This is a genomic window from Mesorhizobium sp. M7A.F.Ca.MR.176.00.0.0 (assembly GCF_004023165.1).
Taxonomy (GTDB): domain Bacteria; phylum Pseudomonadota; class Alphaproteobacteria; order Rhizobiales; family Rhizobiaceae; genus Mesorhizobium.
The window spans coordinates 1-962 of the sequence record NZ_RZTC01000295.1; the positions used below are offsets into that span (position 1 = coordinate 1).

The following is a 962-nucleotide window of genomic DNA, read 5'->3' on the forward strand; positions in this document are numbered from 1 at the left end:
TGTTTAGTCCCGGCATTTGCTGGAGCGGATCGAGTTTGAAGCGTTCCGGTTGTGACGCCCACGCCTTGCAGATGAACTCGTAGGGCGTAAGGCCTTTGAGGGTCTTGAGCCTGCGACCGAAGTTGTAGGCCGAGATGAAGTCGGCAAGGTGCTGGCGGAGTTGGTCGTGGCTCTCGTAATAGAAACGCCTGACGGTTGCATCCTTGATAGTCCGGTTCATCCTCTCGACCTGGCCGTTGGTCCACGGATGCCTTGCCTTGGTCGTTCGGTGCTCGATGTCGTTCGTGGCGCAAGCGTATTCGAAGGCATGGGCCCAGAAGCGTTCGCCGTTTGCGATGGCCTCCTTGATCAATGGCACGGCCGAACCGCCGGCGCCGGGCGTCGTGAACTGGATACCGTTGTCGGTGAGGACAGTGTGGACCTTGTAGGGCACGGCCGCGATCAGGCGCAGTAGGAAGTCTCTCGATATGGCGGTGGTGGCCTTCTCATGCAGTTCGACGAAGGCGAATTTCGAGGTGCGGTCGATAGCGACGAACATGTGCAGCTTGCCCTGTTCTGTGCGCACCTCGGCGACGTCGATGTGGAAGTAGCCGATCGGATAGCTCTTGAACTTCTTCTTCGCCGGCTTGTCGCCTTCTACGTCCGGCAGGCGGCTGATGCCGTGGCGCTGCAGGCAGCGATGCAGTGATGAGCGCGTCAGGTGTGGGATCGTCGGTTGTAAGGCATAGAGGCAGTCATCGAGTGGCAACAGAGTGTAGCGCCGGAAGGCGACTATGACGGCCTCCTCCTCGGGCAAGAGCACTGTCGATCTAGGCTCTCTCGGACCGGTCGGCAAATCTGCCACCGAGGTCCGTTCCCGCCATTTGGCAACAGTCTTTTGGTTGACCCCGTAGCGCTTCGCCAGCGCCCTCAGGCTCTCTTGACTATGCTGTATCGCTCGACGGACCGCCTCTGTCGTCGTG

The 962-nt window shown here is 60.0% G+C and carries 1 protein-coding gene; it reads right to left on the reverse strand.

Annotated elements, in window-relative coordinates; genetic code table 11:
• A partial coding sequence (locus EOB59_RS34935) for an IS481 family transposase (protein ID WP_245486895.1) occupies positions 1-962 on the reverse strand: 962 nt, incomplete at both ends.